At 32.4% G+C, this 7,866-nt stretch carries 3 protein-coding genes; 1 reads left to right on the top strand and 2 read right to left on the bottom strand.

Features of this window, described 5'->3' with window-relative positions:
• The first annotated feature begins 80 nt into the window (after positions 1-80).
• Positions 81-3,383 (top strand): T9SS type B sorting domain-containing protein, encoded by a 3,303-nt coding sequence (locus Q361_RS10480; protein ID WP_103726685.1) that lies wholly within the window; start codon positions 81-83, stop codon positions 3,381-3,383.
• 11 nt (positions 3,384-3,394) lie between these two features.
• Here Q361_RS10480 and thrC read toward each other — a convergent pair whose 3' ends face one another.
• Together thrC and Q361_RS10490 are read right to left on the bottom strand one after the other, a co-directional pair.
• The gene (gene thrC / locus Q361_RS10485; RefSeq protein WP_103726686.1) at positions 3,395-4,687 is read right to left on the bottom strand and encodes a threonine synthase; all 1,293 of its coding nucleotides are present in this window, start codon (positions 4,685-4,687) and stop codon (positions 3,395-3,397) included.
• A gap of 105 nt (positions 4,688-4,792) precedes the next feature.
• The gene (locus Q361_RS10490; RefSeq protein ID WP_103726687.1) at positions 4,793-7,324 is read right to left on the bottom strand and encodes an outer membrane beta-barrel family protein; all 2,532 of its coding nucleotides are present in this window, start codon (positions 7,322-7,324) and stop codon (positions 4,793-4,795) included.
• Between the last annotated feature and the right edge of the window lie 542 nt (positions 7,325-7,866).

The raw sequence follows: 7,866 nt of genomic DNA on the forward strand, positions 1-7,866 counted from the left end.
TAAATACAATAAAATTCGATTAAAAGTGTTTTAAAAGTAAAAAAGTATGTAATTTTGATGAGCCTCAAATTCTATTAGAAATGAATAAAATTGTTATTGTTTTACTACTTTTATTTACATCTTTAAGTTTTGCCTTTAACCTGAATGTAACACCTACAAACGAAACTTGCTCGGGTAACGGCAGTTTGTCGTTTGCTGTTTCCAATACAAACGCTTCTGGCAGCTTAACTTATATCATTTACAAATTACCCAATACTACTACACCTATTAGTACACAAAGTACAACAACTTTATCGGGTTTGGTTGCTGGAGACTATAAAGTTGTAGCTCAAGAGAATGTAGGAAGTAATGTAACAACCCAAGAACAAACAGTAACAATACAAAATCAAATTACACCTTTAAGCTATACTATACAAAACTTAAACCAAGCGTGTTCCAACTTAAGTTCATTAATAATCAATGTTAATTCTGGTACAGCTGCTACTTATGCTATTATTAATGGCCCTGTTTTGGTTGCAGCACAAAGTAGTAATACATTTAACAATTTACCAACAGGAACTTACACTATTAAAGTTACCGATGTTTGTGGAGCAGCTTTGGTACAAGAGTTTACTACTGTGAGTAGCCCTACAGGTATGTCTATTGGTAATCCAGTGGTTTCAAATAGTGTACCTAATTCTTGTACTAACTTTAATGTTACCAATACATTGTCTTCTTCAACAGGAACTATGCTCGGGTATCCATTAACTGTAACTTATGTATTACACCCGCCTGGAGGAGCGCCCGATATTACGTATACACAAACTATAAATACAGGTGGGCTTACGAGTGTAGATGTTACACAAGTTTTTCCAGAATATTTAAATCAAAGTTACACGTATGATATTTCGGTTCAAGACAGTTGTAGTCAAACTTATGCATCACTATTTACTGTAAGTCATAATTTATTGGTTGCTCATAACCCAATTGATGTTATTTGCGACGATAAATATTTTACCATAGTTGTAAGAAATTTTATGCCTCCTTACACTATAAACTTTACAACTTATCCTGCTGGGTTTAACCCAAGTTCATTTACAAGTCCATATCCTGGACCTTATAGTACAGAAACTGTAATTTTTGGTGGAGAAAATCAACCTACTCCTTTAGGATATTATGAATTTACTGTTACTGATGCTTGCGGTAGAGTAAGTAATTACAATTTTTCGTTATCACAAATTCCGCGTACTCCTTCTGTATTTGGTGTTAATGATGGTTGTGTACTCAATACAGGTAGTATATATGCTTCGGTAAGTAATTCAGAAATTACATCGGCTTTATTTACCCAAGTACCTCCAGCTTATACAGGTGCTTTAGATGTTTCTAGTTTAATTACCTCTTCGGGGTCTTTAATCTTACATAATTTGCCGTTGGGCACTTACACCTTACAACTTACAGATTCTTGTAATGATATTTTGCCACCTACCACAATTACAATACCAGCTTATGTTGATGTTGGTTTATTTTCTCAAGAAAGACCAGGTTGTAGTACAAATAGATCATCTGTATCGGTATACAGTGGTAATGCAAAACTTACGCAACTTAAAATTATTCAAGCACCAACAGCATATAGCACTTCTTTACCACAAGATGTAAGTTTTAATATTGTTGCTACCACAGGTAAGTTTTATATGAACGATTTACCACCAGGTCAATACACTTTTGAGGGTACTGATGCCTGCGGATTTACAAATCAAATTACAGTTACATTAACAGGCTATCAAATTACTAACCCTGCATTGTCATTTATTCAAAACTGTGGTTCTTTTGATATTAATTTAGATTTTCAAAGCAATGGCACATTAAATGAGGTGTATTGGTTGCAAAAACTAATAGATCCTGCTACCAATACATGGGGACATCCTCAAACCAACCAAACTTATACTACAGGAACTATCCCCAATGCTACAAATGGAGTATTAATTGCCAATCATACTATAAATTATAATTATGCTTATAATGGAAAGTTTAGAATTGTACGAAGCTTTGACTCTTTTTATAATGGTTCGCAAGTAAATGATAACTCGGTTGCTCAAGTTACTAAAAGTTGTTTTGAAATACTTACTCCAGAGTTTACCTACAATTTGGCATTGCAAATACTAGAAATTCGAAGAATGCCTTGTTCTGCCCTAAATGGTAACAAAGATGTAATTATTTCTGCAATAGGTACAGGCCCATTAAAATATTATATAATAGAGAAAAACGGATTACCTATTTTTATAGATAATGGAAATTCTAATGTTTTTGAAGACTTACCTGTAGGAGTATACAAATTTGTGGTAGAAGATGTATGTGGTAATTCTGAACCAAGAGTAGTCGATATCAATCAGCTTACTTCGATTATTGTATACACACAACCTGAAAATACTTTAAAATGCACTAACTACATTTATGGGAATGAAACTTTTAACTTGACTAGTTATCCACAACAAATTATAGGCAATCAATCATTAAGCAATTACAATATTACCTTTTATACCAATGCTGTAGATGCTCAAACTGCTACCAATGCTATACCAAATGTGATAAGTTATGATCCTCCTACAAACCCATTTACGGTATATGCTCGCATTGTAAATACAATTTTGCCAACGTGTTATGAAATTACTACTTTCGATTTAATTGTAGGATTAGAACCTACTTTACATATTTTGCCAGAATATAAAGATTGCGAATTATCTCCAATTACCATCGATGCGTCTATGGGTAATTTACCTACTACGACTTATTTATGGTCTGATGGTTCTACAAATCCTACAATAACCATTACTACGCCTGGTGTTCATAACATGAGTGTACAAGCCTTTAATGATTATGGTAACGAAAAAAAATGTATAAATCAAAAATCTTTTGTGGTAATTATATCTAAGTTGCCAGAAATAAGCAACATTGAAACTGTAGATTGGACTGATAGCAATAATGAAATTTCGGTCTATACAACTACCAATTCGAGTTCTTATGAATATTCTATAGATGGTACCCATTTTCAATCGAGTAACACATTTACAGGTTTGCCCGCAGGAGAATATATGGTTTATGTAAAAGACAGCATTGGTTGTGGTATCGATACTCAAAAAGTTTGGTTACTAGATTACTACCGCTTTTTTACACCAAATAACGACGGTAAAAATGATTTATGGCGTATTTATTTTTCTGAAAACGAGCCCAATTTTAAACTTTCTATTTTTGATCGATATGGAAAATTAATCAAACGTTTTGTAAACGGTAGTGATGCTTGGGACGGTACATACAACGGAGAAATGCTTTTTGCTACAGATTATTGGTTTGTAGCAGAAAGACAAGATGGTAGAATACACAAAGGGCACTTTTCTTTGGTACGATAAGGAAAAATTTGTTATTTCTCGATTAAAAACTTTTTAAATTCATTGTAATTTTGAATAAGAATGCTGTGTTTCTCTTTTTTGAGAAGCTCAGCAATATCGTTTGGAATATCCAATTTTATGTTTAAAATAGATTCTACTTCTTCTAAAAATTTTACAGGATGAGCCGTTTCTAGAAATACACCTATTGTATTTGGATTGGTTTTTAAATAGTTTTTAAGACCTAGATAGCCTACAGCTCCATGTGGTTCGGCAATATACTTTGTTGAATTGTAAATGGTTTGCATAGCTTGTACTGTATCTTCATCAGAGTAGGACCAAGAAGAAAAATCGTGAGCCAATTGCTCAAAATTATGCTCATACAGTTCTACTATGCGTGTAAAATTGCTTGGGTTGCCCACATCCATTGCATTAGATAATGTAGCAATACTAGGTTTGGCTTTGTATTCACCACTTTTCATAAATACAGGCACGGTGTCGTTGCTGTTGGTAGAAGCTACAAAATGGAGTAGGGGTAATCCCATTTTTTTTGCTAAAATACCTGCGCAAATATTTCCAAAATTTCCACTTGGACAAGAAATAGTAAGAGGCTTATTGTGCTTTTTTAATTGTTTATACGCAAAGAAAAAGTAAAACATTTGTGGCAACCAGCGGGCAATATTGATTGAATTGGCCGAAGTAAGAAATAGATGAGACAAATCGGTATCGAGAAAAGCTGTTTTTACCATATCTTGGCAGTCGTCAAATACACCATTAACTTCTAGAGCCGTAATGTTTTTACCTAATGTAGTAAGTTGTTTTTCTTGTATATCGCTTACTTTTTTAGATGGGTAAAGTATAACAACATCAACTCCTTCTACACCCAAAAAACCGCTTGCTACAGCACCACCTGTATCGCCAGATGTAGCTACTAATACGGTTACTTTTTTTGAAGTTTCACGGGTAAAATACCCCAAACACCGCGACATAAACCGAGCACCTACATCTTTAAATGCTTTCGTTGGCCCATGGTATAGTTCGAGTGAATAGATGTTTTGCTCCACTTCTACACAAGGAAAATCAAATACTAAAGTTTCTTCAATAATATTTTTTAATATATTCTTTGGAATTTCATTGCCTACAAACGGACTAATAACCTGATAAGCAATTTCCAAATTGGTATATTGCTCTATATTATCTATAAAATTTTGAGGTAATTGCGGAATATTGCTCGGAAAATACAAACCTTTATCGGGAGCAATTCCTGCTATTACTGCTTCTTTAAAACCAGCAGTTAAATTCTTATTTGTAAGGCTAAAATAATTCATTAAAAAAATACATTGAAAAAATTATGCTTTATTTTACTCACAAATATAGTGGTAAAGCTAACTTTTTCAATGTATTTTAAAAAGTATTGGATAAATTTTTAAAAACTATCCTGGAATATCGCCACCGTTTTCTTGTTCGTTATCACGTTTTGGTTTAATATCTTTATCGTTTTTAGATTTATTAAATCTATAAGTAAATGAAAGGTTAATTTGTCTTACTCTAAATTGCATTTCTTGGTATGAATCTAGCGTACCATTTACAAAATTGTACATTCTACGTTTTCTAGAATTAAATACATCGTTTACATTAAGTGCAATGGTAGCTTTGTCTTTTAATACATCTTTGCTAAATCCTAAATTTAAAGCAGCTATACCCAATATTTTACCTTGTGCTGTAGTTTGAGGTGCATTGTACGTAAAGTTCGTTTGCCAGTCAATTTTGTAAGGTAACGATATTTTTGAAGAAACTCGAGAACTCCACGAGTTGGTTTTATTATCAAAATTTTGGGCAATGGTTTGGTTTAAATAGTTTGTATAAGCATAGCTCCCCGAAGTATTAATAGCAAAGAAATTAAAATTTGTATTCAGTTTCCACCATTTGTATGGCGAATAATTTAAGGTAAATTCAAACCCAGTGCGGTATTCTTTTGCTAAATTTATAGGTGTTGTAATCATTACAGGTGTAATAACATCTGCTCCACCATTTATTACTACAGGTACTCCGTTAGTAATAACATCTGCGCCATCTACAACAGTAATAACAAAATTACCTGTTTCTCTGCGTATCATTTGTACCACATCTTTTGTAGTGTTGTAATATAGAGAAGTACTCAAGGTTAATTTATCCCATTTTTTTAAAAAACCAATATCAAAAGCATCTGTCAAAGAAGGGTTTAAGTCTGGATTACCTTGAAAAATATTTATATTACTCGAATAACTGTTAAACGGATTAATTTCTCTACCTCTAGGTCTGTTAATTCTCTTACTATAATTTAAGGACACATTGGTGTTGTCTGAAATTTCGTATGCCCAAGTAGCGCTCGGGAAAAAGTTATTGTATTTTTTAGTTTTGTAAAGTTGGCTTGTTAGCTGATTTACTTCAATATGTGAATCTTCAAAACGAAGTCCGTAAAGCATAGAAAGTTTTTTTACTTTGGTACCAAACTGCCCATATACTGCATTTACATTTTCTATATATTCTAAAACATTTGTAAACTGATTATTTAATACACCATTATTATATACTTGATAATTTGTGAGTAAGTTGGTAAAATTACCTCTATAACCAGCTTCTACTTGCGATTGTTTTTGTAGAGGCAATACATAATCGGCTTGTATTGTATTTCTATTTTGGCGTTGTTTGTTTTTTGATGTATCTAATGTGCTGAGCGAACTGTTGTTTTGGTAATTGTAAATAGTAGCCGAAATATCGTCGTTATTTTTAGAGGCCGAAAAATCTACCGTAAGTTTATGTCCGTCTTTTTTAAACTTTTTCAATAAATTGGATGTAAACTCTATATTACTCCCCGAATTATCTTCGATATTATTTCTAAAATTTGAAAACTTGTATATTCTATTGGCGTCAAAGTTTTGATAACTTATAAAATTGTCTCCGTTACCCGAATTTTTTCTATAATTAAACGTATTTGTCCACGTAGTAGATTTGTCTAGAAACCATTCTGCACCAAAATTACCGTTGTAGGTATTGCCTTTTTGAAGATTATCTCTTTTTTCGTAAATGTAATTTCGAGTACTGTTATCGCTGTTTAAATAACGTGAGTCAAAAAAAGCATTACCTGGAGTTTTTCTATACGCAAACCCTTGGTTGGTAAACAAATTAAAGTTTTCAGATTTAAAATTTAGCGTTCCGTTAATACCATAGTTTTCAGGATCTCCAGCGTTTGCCATTAATGTACCATTTAAACCTTTTGTTTTTCCTTTTTTCAAAATGATATTGATAAGCCCTGCGCCACCTTCGGCATCATATCGAGCAGAAGGGTTTGTAATTACTTCTACTTTATCTATAGCATCGGCAGGTATCATTTTTAAGGCATCATTAATGTTTATAGCATTCGAAAGCCTGCCGTCTATCAACACTTTTACATTGTCGTTGCCTCGTAAAGCCACATTTCCTTCTACATCTACCGATACAGAGGGTACATTGTCGAGCACATCGCTTACCGTACCACCCTTTACCATAATGTCTTTACCAACATTGTATATTTTTTTGTCGAGTTTTATTTCAACGGTAGTTTTATCGTTTCGTATGATTACTTCTTGCAATTGCGAAGGATCTTCTTGTAACGCTATTTTTTCTAAATTTTCAGAATTACTTATTGTTTTATTTTTAATGTATTGCGTTTTAAACGACATAAATTCGAACTTTACATCGTATGTACCCGTAATAACATCTACTTCGTAAATTCCTTTTTCGTTGGTCATTGCACCCGCAGTAGTTCGGTTGTTTTTTAAATTTATAAAACTTACTATTGCCGATTCTAGGGGTTTTCCAGAGCTTTTTTCTACGACTATTCCCGAAATTTTAACACGAGCACCTTGTGGTTTGTTTTGTGCATTTGTATCAATAGTATTCAAAATGCCTAATGCTACTATAATACAATATAAATATTTTGTCATGATATAAATTTTGTGCAAAATTAATCGTTCTATACCGCATCAATTCACAATGCTTTGTTAAAAAAGTGCTTGCAATTGGTCATGACAAAAGAATGAAGTTTTTAAATAGTTATATAATTAATAAAACTATAGTTTATATAGAACTTCTAAAAAAAAGTAATTATTTGGAGTCTAAGAAGTTGTTTTTAAAAAACGGTACTCTCTATACAGAATTGTATAAAATAATGATGAAAAAATGTTGTAGAAATAGTTTATTTGAGAATGATTTGTTGCGTATTTCATTTAAAAGTTTTTGAATTGATAAAAAAGAGCTAAATCATAATAATTTTTAATAGGTAAAAATTCGGAATTAAGAATACGTTTTTTTACTGTCCCGTCTTAAAATAGCGATACACAAAAAGTATCCTTATGGAAAATCAAGAAGCAAGTCGCTACGTAAAGCGCACTCAAAAAGACTATACGATGTCTTTTAAACTACAAGTTGTTCAAGAAATAGAGCAAGGTAGCGTTTCAACTTATGAAGTTTGTCGTAAGTATGGCAT

Source organism: Flavobacterium croceum DSM 17960 (assembly GCF_002917885.1).
In the GTDB taxonomy this organism is placed as follows: domain Bacteria; phylum Bacteroidota; class Bacteroidia; order Flavobacteriales; family Flavobacteriaceae; genus Flavobacterium; species Flavobacterium croceum.